Here is a 14,195-nt window from a genome sequence, read left to right as displayed (position 1 = left end):
GAATCAGTTTGCTATTCTGTTTGGCGATCGATTCACGCAGGCGCGCGGCTAACGATTCCTTTAACCGCCTCACCCACAAAAATGCGGACAGGTTCCCCTGAGGTTGACGATCAGCGCGCCCCCCTCATTCGAAACCTCCTTGTGATCGTAGTCGACCAACGCTCCGTAGCAAGTTATCTCTCCGCCAACGACAACCAACTCCGAAGACGGGTCATCAGCGTCTACCCAACGACCTAGCATTGGCGCCGGCAACGGCGTTTCTCGCGTGACTCGATTCATTTTTTTTCTCCCGCAAGTACGAGCCAACATGAACAGGCCGTGAGTGATCGCTCCGGCACGATCCACCGAATGTCCGTTGTCAATCCCAACGCGGCCCTTGGAATCATTGTAGCGAGTGACCGTATATGTCGCGCGATACTCTCTCAACACAGTCAGGCCGTCGAGCTTGGGCAACCCCAGGTCCAGCAGGACGAGGTCGTACACGTCGTTTCCGAGCGCCAGCTCCCCCGCCCGCCCATCTTCTGCCCAATCGACGGCATGTCCGAAACCCTTCAATGCGTCCAGAACGCTCTCGGCAATCATGACGTCGTCTTCGACTATTAGTAAGCGCATGCGTAGCCTCGTCGACATAAGAGTGTGCATCACGCGCTAGATTTCTTATGCGGATGTCGGAAGATGCGCGCAAACTGTCTAGCAAACACTTAACGCAGAAATTTCCGGGGATGCGACAGCAACTCTGCCATAGGACGCAGGGGCTCAGACATGCGGACCACTCCGCCAGATACAACGGCGAGAACCATCAGCGAGAGACCGGAATTTCATCAGGCTTCGAAGCAATTTATCGTGGCGCCTACAGCATGCGTCGAAGCAGGCGGTCCTTGAATCCGATTTGATGCACAAGCACAGCAAACACGTGCAATCCAATCAGTATTAGAAGAGCCGTGGCGCTTGCGCTGTGCCATTCTCCTATGGACGCACCCAATGATTCTGGCGTCACAAGCTGTGGCATATCCCATACACCGGCCAATTTGACAATCCAGCCTCGACCGCTTGCATTCAACCATCCAAGAATCGGAACGATTAACAGAAGGGTGTAAAGCGAAAGATGAACCGCTGTCGCCAAAAATCGGAGAGCACCATGCTGGTCAACCGGTTCTGGCGGCCGACGCAAAGCAGCCCATGCAAGCCTTGCTGCGAATACGGCCAGCAGTGACGTTCCAACGCCCACATGCCAAGCAGCAAAACCAGTCGGTGTCTTCATCGAATCGGCGTCCGGCATTAGCCAGCCGAGGCTAAACTGGGCGATAAGCAGCATGACGCTTAGCCAGTGGAGAAGTCGAGACCGAACATCATACCGGTCAGATGCGTCCCGGAAACTTACAGCGCTTTGAGTATTCATAGCTCGAATATTCGAAACAAGGAAATGGGGGGCGCCGGGTCGGGAGTTCCACAGAAATTGGCCTGCCCGCTCGCAGACCGGGAAGAAATCCAACCGGGCGGCTGGCCGATAGTCACGGCGAAATGCACGAGATGCAGCCGATGAGTATCGCCCTGTCATGAGATTGCGGAACCGTCCTCGATTCTCATTGGCGATACGCTACGGACACCCGATATTGCGCTCTTAACGCTTAACGGTGGCTTAACGGGTTCACGAATATGTTGTTCTCACGTAGCCCGTGAGCCCTAAACAGATGTCCGCCCGACCTGAATTAAAAGCGGCTACGTTCGCGGGCACGCCGACAAGCAGCGACCATCCTCAAACCCGTTCGCAATCAGAGGCGGATTGTCCGCTTAAGGAGGCTCGCCTTTGCATTCCGGCGCCCGTCATCCTAGCTGTAACGATATCGACCGTCGAAAGCAGGTGATTTACGCACTGGGCTAAAGAAATTAGCGCGTGCTTTAAGGATGGGTTACCTGCGGATGCAGCAGGAGATGATGAACAACATGATGTGGCAGCAGCAATATGCCCATCCATCGCATCAGCACCGTGGTCCGAAAGCTGCGCATCGAACCATGCGTGCAGTGACGATACGAGATTCGGGTCAGCCTGAGCCCTACGATGCAGGCTGGTCGGGACACAGCATGCTACGCCCTCACGATTCGGGGTGTCGCCGGAATTCACGCCGACCTCCTGCATTGGTGATGATGCGGTGACCTCTTGCAAAAGGAGCCTGACGAGTCGTTTTGCTACCGACCGTTGCGGCAAGCATCGGGGTGTGGCGACCCTTGGCCGTCGGTGCCAAAAGTCGGCCGGGACCTACGCCGCAAGCACGACTTTCACAGTCATACCAATCGCGATGACTCCCGCGAACACGCCGAAGCCCTGCTGCAACCGGGACCCGCTCAGATGCCGGGCGATGAGTCGACCACCAAGCATGCCAAATAGCGCCCCCGCCGCAAACGGCACGCCGACGCGCCAGTTCATTCGCCCCTCAAGCGCAGTCGACACGACGCCTGATACCGATATGAGCGTAATGATGGTCAGCGAAGTCGCCACGATGGCATGCATCGGTGCGTTCGTCGCGCGCCTTAGCGCGGGCACAATGACGAAGCCCCCACCCACGCCCAGCAGACCCGAAAGAAATCCGGCTCCGATGCCGGATAGTGCCAACGCTCGGGCGCACGGGCCGGTCCAGAGGAATCTGCCGGAGTCGACGTCGAGCTGGCACGGGGGCACGTGCCGGGAGCCTGCTGATGCGTTCGCGTCCGACCCGCGCGCCTGCACGAACATGCGAGCCGCCACGAAGGCGAGCACCGCCGCAAACAGAAGAGCCAGGGGGCCGTTCGGTAACCGGTGTGCGAGCCACAGTCCTACCGGCGAACTAAGGATACCGGTTAAGGCAATAAAACCCGCAGCCCGATAACGGACGATACCTGCACGCAGCCCGATGATTGCCCCCATTCCCGCCGATAGGCCGACCGCAAGTAAGGCTAGCGGCGCAGCCTCGGCCACGTTCAGGTGAAGTACGAAGAGCAGCAAAGGCACTGCCACGATAGCACCGCCAGCACCCGTCAGCGCCAGAATCAGGCCGACAACACCTCCCAGGAACATACTGACTGCAGTCATGCTGTCCATCCCTCTGCCCCATAAAAACGGCCGGATTTGCGCGCACGGCCCACCAGCCAGTGCGCAGCGGGTCAGGCCTGCTGTCGGCTCAATTTCGCGCGCTCGATGAACTCGAACACCATCATGCCGCCGAGCATTGCGACCACAAAACCCCACGCCTTCGGAAAACCAGCGCCGAACGCGACCAGCGCGGGGCCCGGACAAAATCCTGCAAGCCCCCAGCCGACGCCGAACACCGCGCTTCCCAGAACCAGTCTGAAGGTCACGGATGAGTTGGCCGGAATCTGCATGGGCAGCCCTAGCAGGGATTTTTTGCGGCGTTTTGCAAACAGGAACGCGATAGAGCCAACGGCTATCGCCCCGGCCATCACGAATGCCAGTGACGGGTCCCACCGTCCCGCCAGGTCGAGAAATCCCAGCACCTTCGCTGGATTGGCCATGCCGGAGACCATCAGGCCGACGCCAAACAGAAGCCCGGAAATTAAAGCAGCGAGCAAACCCATTTCAACCTCCCAGCAGATGTCTGGACACGAACACGGTCAGAAAGCCGCTTGCCATAAACGTTGCCGTTGCGACAAGTGACCGGATGGACCCCCGCGAGATGCCGCAGACACCATGACCGCTTGTGCAACCGCTCGCGTAACGCGTGCCGATGCCAACCAGAAAGCCCGCGACAAGTATTTCGCCCCACCCCGCCTGAATATCAGGCGCTACCGGATTCCCGAGCAGGCTTGCCAGCACAGGCGCCCCAATCAACCCTGCGAGAAACGCGACACGCCATGCCGCATCTTTCTGAGGCGTGCCCAGCAGGCCACCGAGGATGCCGCTGATGCCAGCTATACGTCCGGTGAATAAAACAAGCACGGCAGCCGCGGCGCCAATCACCAGACCGCCAGTCAATGACAGGCCCGGCGTAAAACTCGCGATATCAATCGACATACCCCCTCCTCACCTTCATTGGGCGCAAAACTGGTCGTACAGCACGTTCATGACCCCAATCGCTTCCTTGCTTGCGATGGAATAGAAGATGCTCTTTCCTTCCCGCCGTGTCGCCACGAGTTCGTTATCGCGAAGCACGCCGAGTTGTTGGGAGAGCGTGGGCTGGCGTATGCCCAACTGTTCCTCAAGGTCGCTCACACATAACTCGCCCTGCGACAACTGACACATCAGAAGCAACCGGTCGGGATTGGCCAGCACCTTCAGTAGCGCACAGGCTTTCTCTGCCGATGCCTGCATCACCGACAGGTCGATTGGGACGGACTTCTTCCTCATCTCATCACCCTATAATTTATATACACACATTATATTGTATTATATATTGTTTGTGAATAGAATGAATAACATCTAAGGAGGTCAGGATGCAGCCCATCGTTCAGCCGTTCTTCGACCCGGTCACCGGCACGGTGACTTACGTGGTGTTTCAGTCCGGGCATCGGGAATGTGCAGTCATTGACCCGGTCCTTGACTACGACCCCAAGGCAGGACGCACTTCAACGGCGAATGCTGACAAGGTCATCGAGTTCGTTCGCCAGCTCGGCCTGCGGGTGCAGTGGATTCTGGAAACGCACGCGCATGCCGACCACTTGTCGGCAGGACATTATTTGCGCGGCGAGCTTGGCGGCAGGATTGCGATTGGAGAGCACATTCGCACCGTTCAGGGCGTCTTCAAGAAGCTGTTCAATCTGGAGCCTGAATTCCGCCTTGACGGCTCCCAGTTCGACCATCTGTTCCGCGAAGACGAGGAGTTTTCCATCGGCACCATGACAGCAAAGGCGCTGTATGTGCCGGGTCATACTCCTGCGGATACGGCGTACCAGCTTAGCGATGCGGTCTTCGTGGGTGACACGCTTTTTATGCCGGACGTCGGCACAGCGCGTTGCGACTTCCCCGGCGGTAATGCGCACACGCTGTACGGGTCGATTCGAAAGCTGCTGGACCTGCCGGCCGACACCCGGCTTTTCATGTGCCACGATTATCCACCCGAGGGCCGGGAGCCAAGATGGGAAACCACGGTGCTCGCTCAGCGTACGCATAACATCCATGTGCACGACGGCGTAACGGAAGAGCAGTTCGTCAGTATGCGCGAAGCTCGCGACGCAACACTTGCGATGCCCGTTCTTATTCTTCCGTCTGTGCAGGTGAACATACGGGCCGGGGAATTTCCACCCGCCGAGGAAAACGGCATCCGCTATCTGAAGATTCCGCTGAACGCGCTCTGACAAGAAGGCTATGCAGTTCCGGCTCGCTAGCGGCGCGAGCGCTATGTTCGAACTGCTCAGGTCCCTGCAGGACGAGGCGCCACCGTCCTGAAGCGAATTCAACGGTACTGGGTTTAGCAGACTGCGTCGGACAACGCAGCAAATACAAACTCGCCGAAGCGGGTTACATAAAACAATGATGGAGGTCCTTTTCGACTCATCGAGCAGCGCATGCCGTAAGCAGCCAGCTAGCGCTGGAATTCGTGACTCGCGTACTGACTGCCTCTATCCGAATGGCACAGCGCGCCTGGCGTGGGGCGGCGCCGAAACCAGGCCATCGTCAGTGCGTCCGTCACGAGATCGGCCGTCATACGCTGACCGGAAAGCCGCGATCACGGATTTCTCCGGTCATCCGCGGCGAACCGTAGGCACCCTTGACCTCGGCGTGCACCGCCCGAATCAGCCTCAGCAATTGCGTGTCCGTCAGTCGCGTTCGTCCCGGTTTGCCGCCGCGCTTCCACGCGCGATAACCGTTCACACTAACCGACACCACCCGGCACAGCGACAACAGCGGATATCGCCCGACCTGCTGGTCGATCCAGGCATACCTCACAGCAGGTCCTTCGCGAAGTATGCTGCCGCTTTTTTTGCGATCTCAAGCTCCATTTGCAGGCGCTTGTTCTCCGCTCGCAGACGCGACAGTTCCATCTGTTCCGGCGTGACTGGCTTCGCTCCAGCTCCACCCAGCTTGCCCGACGCCTCCGCCTTCACCCAGTTGCGAAGCGTCTGCTCCGACATGCCCAGTTCCCGGGCCACCACGCCGAAGCCCTGGCCTTCCTTGACCCGCTGGACAGCGGCCACCTTGAACTCCGCCGTGTACGCTTGTTTCGGTACTTTAAACATCCCTGATTCCCTTCCTTTCCGTCGAGTTTATACACGACCGGCTGGAAGGCGAAGTTTCAGGGGAAGCTCACGCTTATCTTCCCAGACTTCATCGCGCGTGCAATGTCACGCCTGAGGTCCGGCGGAAAACCTGCGTATGACGCCGAGAACGATGCGTATTGTCGCGCATCGATTTCTACCGCAGTATGGGATTTCATCCAGACCACAACCGCTACGATTGCAACCAGCGGGACGGCCGTGTAACTGAGAACAAACCTGACAGGCCTCATAGCAATTCAAGAAAATCATTCAAAACATATCCGGACAGCCGACTCCGCGCATGGTTCGCTCGAGCTCCCACCTACTTTCCCTCGTCGCCGGCCAGTGCCCAGACCACAGTGATGATGAGAAAGATCACACCAGAACCCTACTGGGTCAGCACACTCATCCACGCAACCAGTGCCCGGCCGGATGCTGCCTCGGCGTGGCCGGCCAGATTCAGTAGCGTTCCAGGCGCAAGCTGCATCTGTCTTTCCACAAACCACCATTTCATTGTTAGAGCAATGGATGCCAGCCCGGCACCGATCAGGGCGAGACCTATGGTTGGTTCACGATGCGCGGGTGGCTGCTGTTCAACGATGCGTCGAGCGAACTGCCTTACCGCCACACCGATAACCACGACCGAGACGACGATAAACCAGACCGGGAAACGCAGGCCGGTTGCGAGCACGAACCCGGCCATGGTGGCAAGTTGCGGCCACGCCCTTCGCACCAGTACCCCGCAAACTTGCTTCGGTCGGTCCAGGATTGCCTCCCTTGCCAGTCAGAGCGCCGATGTTGGGCGCTTCGCACGCAGCGCAGTCAGAATGCCTCTGAGCAGGTCGACCGGCGCAGGTGGGCAGCCAGGTATGTACACATCGACCGGAAGCAACCTCGACAGCGGCCCGCATACCGCGTAGCTATCCCTGAAGAGGCCGCCCGTGCACGCGCAATCGCCTGTGGCCACGACCAGCTTCGGGTCAGGCGTGGCTTCCCACGCGCGCCGCACCGCCTCACTCATGTTCAGCGTTAACGGTCCCGTCACCAGCAGCATGTCGGCATGGCGAGGACTGGCGACAAAACGGATACCGAGACCTTCGATGTTGTAGTAAGGATTGTTAAGCGCATGGATTTCCAGTTCGCATCCGTTGCATGAACCGGCATCGATCTGCCGGATGCATAGCGCGCGGCCGAGCACATCGAGGATCTCCTGCCGGATATCCCGGCTCTCGGTTTGCCACGAGCCATCGAGTTCCGGGATGGCCTCAGCCGGTGTATGCGTTCTTGCATACTGTTTGAGAAGTTGCCACATCAGAGGTCGTGTCCAGCGTAATTGAGGTTGAACGACTTGTTGATCAGTGGGAAATCTGGAACGATGTTGCCGATGATCGCGTGTTCGAGCGCAGGCCAGTTCTGCCAGGAAGGATCGTGACAGTGGCACCGCCTGATTGTCCCGTTCTCGCCGGTTTCGAGCGCGACGAATATCTCTCCGCGCCAGCCCTCGATCCAGCCGATGCCGCGAGACGGCGCGGCATCGGCATCGATTGGTGAAAGAACATCGCCGCCGGGCAAGCGGGAGAGCAGCGCCTCGATCAGGCGCAGCGATTCGTAGATCTCGTTGAAGCGTACTGCGACACGCGCCGCGACATCGCCCCGTGCGTCCCAGACGATTTGTGTGCGCACTTCGTCATACGGCGCGTAAGGATGGTCGACCCGCACATCCGCCCGCACTCCGCTCGCTCGCGCAACCAGCCCGCAAACACTGAAATGCGCGACCACTTTCTCCGTGAGCTTGCCAGTGCCCGCAAAGCGGTCCTGCAACCCGGACTGCTCGTCGTAAATGCGCTGCATCACCCGAACCTCGGTTTCGATCCGCCGGCATTGTTCGCGTACGGCTTCGATCGCATCCCGCTCGATGTCGTGCGCAACGCCGCCCGGTACGATCCGGTCCATCAGATAGCGGTGGCCGAATATCCGGCCGTTAAGGCGCAACCAGTCCTCCTTGAGCCTCGAGAACTGCGCGAGGCCGATTGCGAATCCGGCATCGTTGCCGAGCGCACCGAGATCGCCAAGATGATTGGCAACGCGCTCCCGCTCGAGCATCAATCCTCTTAACCACTGCGCGCGCTGCGGGACAGCGACGCCCAGCGCATTTTCCAGTGCCATGCAGTATGCCCAGGAGAACGCGACCGACGAGTCGCCGGCGACGCGTCCGGCGAGGCGATGGCCGGCCAGCAGCGGCGTCTCTTCGAAAAGCCGCTCGACGCCGCGGTGCGCGTAGCCGAGCCGCTCTTCAAGACGCAACACTTTTTCGCCAACAACCGAGAAGCGAAAATGGCCCGGCTCGATGATGCCTGCGTGAATCGGCCCAACCGCGATCTCATGCACGCCGTCACCTTCAACCCGCACAAACGGGTAATCCGCCTCGTGAGACTCGAAGCGCTCATGTCCTGACGACTGCGTTTGCAGCGGGAAATAGTCGGTCGGCCAGTTGCCATGATTGAGCCACGGCCTCGTGTCCGCAGTGCCGATCGCGCGCACGCCATGCAGGTCGAAAACGGCCCGCTGCATCCGCGACGCACATGGGAAGATGACAGACAGATCGGGATAGCCGTCTGCGCCGCGAGATGCATCGGCATCGGCCGGCAATTGCACCCACAGCAACCCGTCCTCGAACGCGTAGGCCGCGCGGATCGAGAACGTGCCAACCGGCTCTTGTGCGCCCCACAGCGAAATCAGCCGTCCACCATGCTCACGGATTGCGATGGCCGTGCGGACCCACACCGTCGCATCGCTACGTGTGAAAAATGCCGTCGCCGTCCTGGCAGCGCTTGACAGCCGTTCGATTCCGTCAAGCCCGAGTGCATCGATGCGCATGTATCACCCCGCTATCATCGCCGCTGCCTGCCGGTACCACGTGGCGAGATAGGGCGGAATATAGAGTCCCAACATCAGTCCGAGCGCCAGATGCACGAACACCGGTAAAGGTGCTGGCGAATGCTCCAGTACCGTCGCAGTCGTGCTGCCGAAGACCATGTGCTGCACGCGCGAGAAGATCGCCGCGAACGCGACTGCCAGCGCAAGCAGCAGGAAAGGCGCGGTCCACGGCAGTTCCCTCATTGCATTCGTCAGGATCAGAAACTCGCTGGCGAAGACACCGAATGGCGGCATGCCGACAATGGCGAGTGCGCCGAGCATCATGCCCCATCCGATGGTCGGACTCACCGCAAGCAGCCCGCGGATATCGTCGATCAATTGCGTACGAACCTTCTGTGCCGCATGGCCGACCGCAAAGAAGATCGCCGATTTCACCAGCGAATGGACGGTCATGTGCAACAGGCCGGCGAAGGTTGCCCCAGGGCCGCCGATTCCGAACGCGAACGTCATCAGCCCCATGTGCTCAATCGACGAATATGAGAACAACCGCTTGACGTCCTTCTGGCGCAGCAGCGAAAACGTCGCGACCATCACCGACACCAGCCCGAAACCGACCAGCAGGCGCCCGGGCAAACCGTTCTGCAGCGCACCGTCGGCGAGCACCTTGCAACGAAGCACCGCGTAGAGCGCGACGTTGAGCAGCAAGCCGGACAGCACGGCCGAAATAGGCGTCGGCCCTTCGGCATGCGCATCGGGCAGCCAGTTGTGCATCGGCACGAGGCCGACCTTCGTCCCGTAGCCAATCAGCAGGAATACGAATGCGAGCGATACGATGGTCGGATCGAGCGCGCCCTTCAGCGCATTCAGGCTGGTCCAGAGCAGCGCGTCGCCGCCGGCCAGTTCCCGGCTTGCGGCGAGATAGAGAAGGATCGTGCCGAACAGGGCCTGCGCGATGCCGACACCACACAGGATGAAATATTTCCATGCGGCTTCGAGGCTCGCGGCGGTCCGATACACGCCCACGAGCAGCACGGTCGCGAGCGTGGCCGCCTCCATCGCGACCCACAGGATGCCCATGTTGTTGGTGAGCAGCGCAAGCAGCATCGCGAACACGAACAACTGATACATGCTGTGATAGAGGCGCATGCGCGCGCCGGTCATCTTGCCGCGGTCGCGTTCGATGCGCATGTACGGCCGCGAGAAAACAGACGTGGTCCAGCCAACGAACGCAGTCAGCGCGACGAGGAACACGTTCAGCGGATCGACGAAGAAGAGTTTGCCGAACGCGAACGCCGGTCCGAGTTCGACCGTACGCGCAGCCAGCAATACGGCCGCGACGAGCGTCAGGAAACTGAACGCGATGTTCAGCTCCGGCGCGAGACGATGTTGTCCGACCAGCGCCAGGCATCCGCCGGCCACGAGCGGAATGACGAAAACCAGCGGCAGGAGCCAGTCATCAATCATCTTTGAGCTTTTCGAGGTGGTGAATGTCGAGGCTGTCGAACTGCTCGCGGATCTGAAACATGAAGATGCCGAGAATCAGGATGCCCACCAGCACGTCGAGACCGATACCGAGCTCTACAATCATCGGCATCCCGTTGGTCGCCGTCGCGGCAGCGAAAAAGAGGCCGTTTTCCATCGACAGGAAACCGATGACCTGCGGAATCGCCTTGGCGCGTGTAATCATCATCATGAACGACAGCAGCACGCAGGCGAGCGCAATGCCGAGCGCGCCGCGAGCCACCGACGACGCAAGCTGACTGATTGGCGCCGCAACGTTAAACGCGACGACGACGAGCGCGATGCCGATCAGCAGCGTCGTCGGAATGTTGATGAGCGGTTCGACATCCGTCTTCACATTGAGCCGCCGCACGAGTCGGTAGAGAATCCACGGAATCACGCCGACCTTCAGCACGAGCGTGAGAAGAGCTGACACATACAGTTGGATATCCGCGGTGACGTACCCGAGCACGATGTTCGCGAACACGAGCGTGAGGCCTTGTAGCGTATAGAGGTGAATCAGCGACAGGATCCGGCGCTGGCTGAGCATCGCAAACGACAGCATCAGCAAGACCGCGGCGAGCAGATTGATGATCTGCGTGGCTAGCCCGTGCATCATGCCCCCAGCAGAAAGTGGACGAGCATGCCGATGACGGCGAGCAGGAACGCCGTCGCGAGAAACTCCGGCACCCGGAAAATACGCATCTTCGCGTTCAGCGCCTCGATGACAGCGAGCGCCGCGCCGCCAACCAGCAACTTCATGCAAAGCACAGGAATCGCGAACAGCAGCGCGCGGGGATTGCCTGCTTCGGCAATGCCCCAAGGCACGAACAGCGCGAGTCCGATGCACGAATAGACGAACAGCTTGAGACTCGCGGCCCATTCCATCAGCGCGAGATGGCGCCCCGAGTATTCAAGGATCAGCGCCTCGTGAATCATCGTCAATTCGAGATGCGTGGCGGGGTTATCGACAGGCAACCGGGCGTTTTCAGCAAGCGATACCATCGTGAAAGCAATGCCGGCAAACGCAAGGCTTGGATAGATCGCGAGTTGCTCACGGCTCAGCGTGTTGACGATTTGCGTGAGCAAGGTCGAATGCGTAATCAGCGATGCGGAAAACAGGACCATCAGCAGCGCCGGTTCGGCGAGAAACCCGATCAGCATCTCGCGACGCGCGCCCAGCGTTCCGAACGCGGTGCCGACATCCATCGCGGCAAGCGACAGCGTGACACGCGCGAGCGCGAACAGCCCGACAAGCGCAATCGCATCGGCCGCGGGCGACATTGGCAGATCGGTCGACAGCGTCGGCACGATAGCAGCCGCAAGCGTCATGCATGCCCAGACCACGTAGGGCGCGCCACGGAAGATCGGGCTCGCATGAACGGCAACGACCGATTCCTTGTTGAACAGCTTATGCAGCGTCCGGTACGGCTGCCAGATCGACGGCGCGCGGCGGTTTTGCAGCCATGCGCGGCACATGTTGATCCAGCCTGTGAGCAAAGGCGCGGCCGACAGTGCAAGTACGACTTCGAGCGCCTGGGAGAGCAGTCCGGATAGCGTCATCATCTTGTTACCAGTACCAGCAGGACGATAAGCACGACAAAGCTGTACATCAGATAAATGGCGATGCGTCCTGTCTGCAGCAGCCCGGCCCATGTGCCGACACGCCGGACCGCACATTCGATCGATGCGTACAGCAGTGTCCAGGTCCGGTCGGTTACGACGACGCGATAGACCGGTTGCGTGTCGAACGGAGAAGGCAACTGCCGTTCAATTCTGAAGAGCGGCGCGAAGATTTCGCGGATCGGCTGGCCGAACCCCTCGGCCGTATCCTGCATCCTTGCGTTGACGAAGGGATGCCCGCACGCCCACGGAATTGCCTTGCGCAGCCGGCCATGATAGAAGCGCCGCACCAGTATCCACGCAAGCGCGCAGCCACCGAGGAAGAACATCAGGAACACCACCGGCATGTAGCTCGCGCGCTCGACGTTGACGGGCGCGAGCAGCAGCCAGCCATTGCGCGCGACAGCCTGGCCGATTCCTGCGCCGATAAGTGCTTGAGTCACGCGATCAAGCACTGCGGCGAACTGCACCGGCAATAAGCCGAGCAGCACGCACATCGCCGCGAGCCACGCAAAGCCCGTGCGCTCCCACGGACTCGCATCGTGCGCGGCGGCAAGCTTCGCTTCGCGGGGCTGACCGAGAAAAATTATGCCGAAGAACTTCACCATCGTATAACCGGCGAGAGCGGCAACCAGCGCGATCAGCGCCGCAACCACCGGCACGATCATGTTCAGGAAAGAATTGGGCAGCCCCGGTGTGAACAGGAAGCTTTGCAGCAACAGCCATTCGGACACAAAGCCGCTCAGTGGCGGCAGGCCTGCACTCGACAGTGCGCCGAGCAACGCTGCCCATGCAGTCCACGGCATAAAGCGCATCAAGCCGCCCAAACGTCCGAGATTGCGTTCGCCGGTAGCGTGCAAAACGGAACCGGTCGCGACGAATAGCAGGCTCTTGAAGGCAGCGTGGCTCGCGATCTGATAGAGCAGCGCGGTGAGCGATAGTGCCGCAAGCGCGGACATACCATACGCGCGAAACAGGATCGCGAGACCCATGCTGACGAACATCAGGCCGATGTTGTCGATGGATGAATACGCGAGCAGCCGTTTCATATCGGTCTGGATAGCGCTGAATACGACGCCTGACAGTGCGGTAAAGAGGCCGAGCATGAGCATCACGACCCCCCACCATGCGATCTGCAGGTGCAGCAGGTCGAATACGGTGCGCAGCACGCCGTAGAGTCCAGCCTTCAGCACGAATCCGCTCATCAGCGCCGACACCGGCGACGGTGCTGCCGGATGCGCCTCGGGCAACCACACGTGCAACGGGAAAATCCCCGCTTTTGTGCCGAAGCCGAACAGCGCCAGCACAAAAGCGAACGATGCCCAGAACGCGTCCAGATGTTGCGCACGCATACCGGAAAACGTGTAGTCACCGCTTTTCGCTTGCAACAGGCCGAAACACAGCAGCAGCGCAAGCGCACCGACGTGCGATATCAGGAGGTACAGATAGGCCGCATGCCGCGTTTCAGGCACGCGATGGTTGCTCATCACAAGAAACGCAGCGGTCAGCGACACCGTTTCCCATGCAACCATGAACAGATACGCATCGTCAGCGACCAGGACGATTGCAAGGCTCGCGATGCATAAGTGATATCCGAAGCAAAGCAGCCCCGGCGGTGTCCCCTCGCCCTTGCGAAAATAGCCCGCCGAAAACGCGCTGACACCGGCGGTGACCATCCCCAGCACCGCGAGAAAATAGGCAGACAGCCCATCCAGCCTGACGTGAAACGGTAGTCCAGGAAGTCCGAGCGGCACGACAGCTTCCTCTGGACCGTGGAAGACACCCGTCACACCGAGTACGCCAAGAAGCAGCCCACACACTGCTCCAGCCGGAAACAGGACCCGGGCGACACACCCGGTCCGCCGCAAACCCGCCAGTCCGAGGACAGCAAGCGCAAGCCAGCCCGCAACGATGAGCAGGATCCCCTGGAGTATGGATAGATGCCCCATTGCGTCCGGTTCTCTTTCTGCCGTCTACCGGTTGCCGGCGCAGGACGCAGCGCCCAATCG

14 protein-coding genes and 2 pseudogenes are annotated in these 14,195 nt (G+C 60.0%); 1 reads left to right on the top strand and 15 read right to left on the bottom strand.

All coding sequences use genetic code 11. The features are described from left to right. Nucleotides 1-69 precede the first annotated feature (69 nt). The 7 genes and pseudogenes from BX592_RS09345 to BX592_RS09315 form a co-directional block, all read right to left on the bottom strand. Nucleotides 70-612, bottom strand: a complete 543-nt coding sequence (locus BX592_RS09345) for a response regulator (RefSeq protein ID WP_134191363.1) — start codon at nt 610-612, stop codon at nt 70-72. Between the two features lie 238 nt (nt 613-850). Beyond that, nucleotides 851-1,399, bottom strand: coding sequence for a cytochrome b (locus BX592_RS09340; RefSeq protein ID WP_134191362.1), 549 nt, complete (start codon nt 1,397-1,399; stop codon nt 851-853). 564 nt (nt 1,400-1,963) lie between these two features. After that, a pseudogene (locus BX592_RS34350) lies at nt 1,964-2,044 on the bottom strand (aspartate carbamoyltransferase); the annotation flags it as partial. 213 nt (nt 2,045-2,257) lie between these two features. Then, nucleotides 2,258-3,076 carry a sulfite exporter TauE/SafE family protein gene (locus tag BX592_RS09330; protein WP_134191361.1) on the bottom strand — a complete coding sequence of 273 codons (819 nt, stop codon included), beginning with the start codon at nt 3,074-3,076 and terminating at the stop codon, nt 2,258-2,260. Nucleotides 3,077-3,138: 62 nt separating this feature from the next. Then, the gene (locus tag BX592_RS09325) at nt 3,139-3,570 is read right to left on the bottom strand and encodes a YeeE/YedE family protein (protein WP_134191360.1); all 432 of its coding nucleotides are present in this window, start codon (nt 3,568-3,570) and stop codon (nt 3,139-3,141) included. A 1-nt stretch (nt 3,571) separates the two neighbouring features. Further along, nucleotides 3,572-4,006, bottom strand: coding sequence for a YeeE/YedE family protein (locus BX592_RS09320; protein WP_134191359.1), 435 nt, complete (start codon nt 4,004-4,006; stop codon nt 3,572-3,574). 15 nt (nt 4,007-4,021) lie between these two features. Beyond that, complete coding sequence (locus BX592_RS09315) at nt 4,022-4,339, bottom strand: ArsR/SmtB family transcription factor (protein WP_134191358.1); 318 nt, start codon at nt 4,337-4,339, stop codon at nt 4,022-4,024. An 86-nt stretch (nt 4,340-4,425) separates the two neighbouring features. Between BX592_RS09315 and BX592_RS09310 the strand changes: the two genes are divergently transcribed. After that, on the top strand, nt 4,426-5,286 hold the full coding sequence (locus BX592_RS09310; RefSeq protein ID WP_134191357.1) for an MBL fold metallo-hydrolase: 861 nt from the start codon (nt 4,426-4,428) through the stop codon (nt 5,284-5,286). A gap of 230 nt (nt 5,287-5,516) precedes the next feature. On the opposite strand, the pseudogene BX592_RS09305 reads toward BX592_RS09310, so the two are convergent. The 8 genes and pseudogenes from BX592_RS09305 to hyfB all read right to left on the bottom strand — a co-directional run. Next, nucleotides 5,517-6,168, bottom strand: a pseudogene (locus tag BX592_RS09305) (transposase); the annotation flags it as partial. A gap of 406 nt (nt 6,169-6,574) precedes the next feature. Next, nucleotides 6,575-6,889 (bottom strand): hypothetical protein, encoded by a 315-nt coding sequence (locus tag BX592_RS09300; RefSeq protein ID WP_134191356.1) that lies wholly within the window; start codon nt 6,887-6,889, stop codon nt 6,575-6,577. An 81-nt stretch (nt 6,890-6,970) separates the two neighbouring features. Further along, the gene (locus BX592_RS09295) at nt 6,971-7,498 is read right to left on the bottom strand and encodes an NADH-quinone oxidoreductase subunit B family protein (RefSeq protein WP_134191355.1); all 528 of its coding nucleotides are present in this window, start codon (nt 7,496-7,498) and stop codon (nt 6,971-6,973) included. Next, nucleotides 7,498-9,063 (bottom strand): hydrogenase large subunit, encoded by a 1,566-nt coding sequence (locus BX592_RS09290; RefSeq protein ID WP_134191354.1) that lies wholly within the window; start codon nt 9,061-9,063, stop codon nt 7,498-7,500. The genes BX592_RS09295 and BX592_RS09290 overlap by 1 nt, the downstream gene beginning before the upstream one ends. Nucleotides 9,064-9,066: 3 nt before the next feature. Next, the gene (locus tag BX592_RS09285) at nt 9,067-10,527 is read right to left on the bottom strand and encodes a hydrogenase 4 subunit F (protein WP_134191353.1); all 1,461 of its coding nucleotides are present in this window, start codon (nt 10,525-10,527) and stop codon (nt 9,067-9,069) included. Then, the gene (locus BX592_RS09280) at nt 10,520-11,179 is read right to left on the bottom strand and encodes a formate hydrogenlyase (RefSeq protein WP_134191411.1); all 660 of its coding nucleotides are present in this window, start codon (nt 11,177-11,179) and stop codon (nt 10,520-10,522) included. The genes BX592_RS09285 and BX592_RS09280 overlap by 8 nt, the downstream gene beginning before the upstream one ends. Beyond that, complete coding sequence (locus BX592_RS09275) at nt 11,179-12,129, bottom strand: respiratory chain complex I subunit 1 family protein (protein ID WP_134191352.1); 951 nt, start codon at nt 12,127-12,129, stop codon at nt 11,179-11,181. The genes BX592_RS09280 and BX592_RS09275 overlap by 1 nt, the downstream gene beginning before the upstream one ends. Continuing rightward, a complete protein-coding gene (gene hyfB, locus BX592_RS09270) occupies nt 12,126-14,135 on the bottom strand; it encodes a hydrogenase 4 subunit B (RefSeq protein ID WP_134191351.1) in 2,010 nt (669 codons plus the stop codon). Before hyfB ends, BX592_RS09275 begins: the two co-directional genes overlap by 4 nt. Between the last annotated feature and the right edge of the window lie 60 nt (nt 14,136-14,195).

Source organism: Paraburkholderia rhizosphaerae (assembly GCF_004366595.1).
In the GTDB taxonomy this organism is placed as follows: Bacteria; Pseudomonadota; Gammaproteobacteria; order Burkholderiales; family Burkholderiaceae; genus Paraburkholderia; species Paraburkholderia rhizosphaerae.
Note: the sequence above shows the minus strand (reverse complement) of the source record. Positions and strands in the feature narration are given on the sequence as shown.

Coding starts and splice junctions, on each gene's coding strand:
- BX592_RS09315 (WP_134191358.1), bottom strand. CDS start 4,339: ATGAGGAAGAAGTCCGTCCCAATCGACCTGTCGGTGATGCAGGCATCG.
- BX592_RS09275 (WP_134191352.1), bottom strand. CDS start 12,129: ATGATGACGCTATCCGGACTGCTCTCCCAGGCGCTCGAAGTCGTACTT.
- BX592_RS09290 (WP_134191354.1), bottom strand. CDS start 9,063: ATGCGCATCGATGCACTCGGGCTTGACGGAATCGAACGGCTGTCAAGC.
- BX592_RS09300 (WP_134191356.1), bottom strand. CDS start 6,889: ATGGCCGGGTTCGTGCTCGCAACCGGCCTGCGTTTCCCGGTCTGGTTT.
- hyfB (WP_134191351.1), bottom strand. CDS start 14,135: ATGGGGCATCTATCCATACTCCAGGGGATCCTGCTCATCGTTGCGGGC.
- BX592_RS09330 (WP_134191361.1), bottom strand. CDS start 3,076: ATGGACAGCATGACTGCAGTCAGTATGTTCCTGGGAGGTGTTGTCGGC.
- BX592_RS09310 (WP_134191357.1), top strand. CDS start 4,426: ATGCAGCCCATCGTTCAGCCGTTCTTCGACCCGGTCACCGGCACGGTG.
- BX592_RS09325 (WP_134191360.1), bottom strand. CDS start 3,570: ATGGGTTTGCTCGCTGCTTTAATTTCCGGGCTTCTGTTTGGCGTCGGC.
- BX592_RS09285 (WP_134191353.1), bottom strand. CDS start 10,527: ATGATTGATGACTGGCTCCTGCCGCTGGTTTTCGTCATTCCGCTCGTG.
- BX592_RS09280 (WP_134191411.1), bottom strand. CDS start 11,179: ATGCACGGGCTAGCCACGCAGATCATCAATCTGCTCGCCGCGGTCTTG.
- BX592_RS09340 (WP_134191362.1), bottom strand. CDS start 1,399: ATGAATACTCAAAGCGCTGTAAGTTTCCGGGACGCATCTGACCGGTAT.
- BX592_RS09295 (WP_134191355.1), bottom strand. CDS start 7,498: ATGTGGCAACTTCTCAAACAGTATGCAAGAACGCATACACCGGCTGAG.
- BX592_RS09345 (WP_134191363.1), bottom strand. CDS start 612: ATGCGCTTACTAATAGTCGAAGACGACGTCATGATTGCCGAGAGCGTT.
- BX592_RS09320 (WP_134191359.1), bottom strand. CDS start 4,006: ATGTCGATTGATATCGCGAGTTTTACGCCGGGCCTGTCATTGACTGGC.